The following is a 1,626-nucleotide window of genomic DNA, read 5'->3' as shown; positions in this document are numbered from 1 at the left end:
AAAATTTACAAGGAACGCCGAAGAAAGCCCCTGGATTTATCCATGGAGATGAATTCGGTTTTTTCCTGGTATTTTTTTCTTGACACCTTCTTAAGCCCTCGTCTATAATCATAAACAACAGGAACATACGTTCTTATGGAAAGGAGGAGCCTTTATTGAAAGTCACCCATACCTTTAAAATTCCGTATGAACAAGCATTATATGGTCAATTAAGAAGCAAACAAGTCGAATGCGGGAAAGTATGGACGGATATTATCCGGTATGCGAATCAATACTATCGCACATGCAAAAAGTGGATGTCTACTTCCGACTTGGAATCCATGATGAAAAATACCTATGACCTGCCTTCCCAAACCGTACAGGCCCTTATTGCCAAGTATGACGCCAACCGGAAAACCACGCTTGAACTTCGCAAGAAAGGGAATACAAAGGCAAAGTACCCCTGGCGTTTCAAATACTTCTTTTCCATTCCCTACAAACAAGCGGCCTTTGAAGTACATAAAGACAGGATTATCCTTAAACACAGCAATTTCTCTGCTCCTTTGTCCCTGGTGACCATGATGGGGAAAAAGAAAAAAAGGCTGGAATGAAGGGGTTAAAAAGCAAAAAGAATACATTGAGATTCCCAACCTTGCCCGGGAAGACCTCGCGAACATCTCCTATGCTGAAATTGTATGGAAGAGTGGGGCTTACTGGTTTCATTGTGGCATGGAAGTGCCCGAAGAAACACGTTCCCTTCCCTTCAAAGCAGCTGGGGCTGATTTGGGTGAAATCCACATGGTGGCCCTGGCTACAGAAGAGAAAGCCCTGGTGATTTCGGGAAGGGCGGTCCGTTCCCTGAAGCAATACCGTGCAAAAATGCTGGCAGAGCTGTCGAAAAAAATCAGCCGCTGCAAGAAAGGTTCCCGCAAGTATAAAAAATACGCCAGAGCAAAAGTTCGCTTGCGTGAGAAAACCCAGGCACAGCTGGACTATCTGTATCATAAATCAACCAAAGAAGCGATTCAATTTCTTCTCAAAGAACAGGTCACCGATTTGGTTGCCGGCCACCCTGAAGGGATTGAAAAGAACACGAACAAAGAGAAAAAAGAAAAAAAAGAAAAACAACCGGGTAAGAAGACAGCAGCTGTCCCAATGGTCCTATGGCAGGCTGAAAGAATTTTTGAAATATAAAGGGAAGATAAAGGGGATTCACGTCCATTTCACAGAAGAAAGCTATACCTCGCAGGATTGCCCGATGTGCAAAGGAAGACACAAAGCAAAGGGAAGAAGATTTATCTGTTCTGTTCATCAAACAGAAATCCACCGGGATGTCAACGGCGCACAAAATATTTGCCGCAAGCAATTCCCGATGGAAGTAAAATCGGTTGATGTTGTCTATCGGCAGCCTGTCTGGTATCGAAGATACCTGCCGGCAGCATTCCGCAAGGAAACAAAAAATCGCCTGATAAATAAAAGTATCGCCTGATAAAAGGCGTAGCCAGCACCGACCTTGCCCGCTTATCGGACTGTCTATCCGATGCGTGTTGCTTGCCGTATCCTTGCCTCTGGCCAGGCATTTGGCTTGTGCTAAGCAGGGTCATAGCAAGAAAGAAGCCCCCGGATTTATCCGTGGGGAGTGGTCAC

General features: G+C 45.1%; 3 protein-coding genes. All 3 read left to right on the top strand.

The features are described from left to right. Window positions 1-155: 155 nt before the first annotated feature. Window positions 156-590 (top strand): hypothetical protein, encoded by a 435-nt coding sequence (locus MBEAL2_RS33425; RefSeq protein WP_047155546.1) that lies wholly within the window; start codon window positions 156-158, stop codon window positions 588-590. 124 nt (window positions 591-714) lie between these two features. Then, entirely contained in the window at window positions 715-1,173 is a 459-nt protein-coding gene (locus MBEAL2_RS33420) for a transposase (protein WP_236693052.1), read from the top strand. After that, complete coding sequence (locus MBEAL2_RS33415; RefSeq protein WP_236693051.1) at window positions 1,061-1,468, top strand: zinc ribbon domain-containing protein; 408 nt, start codon at window positions 1,061-1,063, stop codon at window positions 1,466-1,468. Before MBEAL2_RS33420 ends, MBEAL2_RS33415 begins: the two co-directional genes overlap by 113 nt. Window positions 1,469-1,626 lie beyond the last annotated feature (158 nt).

This window comes from Aneurinibacillus tyrosinisolvens (assembly GCF_001015055.1).
Lineage (GTDB): Bacteria > Bacillota > Bacilli > Aneurinibacillales > Aneurinibacillaceae > Aneurinibacillus_A > Aneurinibacillus_A tyrosinisolvens.
Note: the sequence above shows the minus strand (reverse complement) of the source record. Positions and strands in the feature narration are given on the sequence as shown.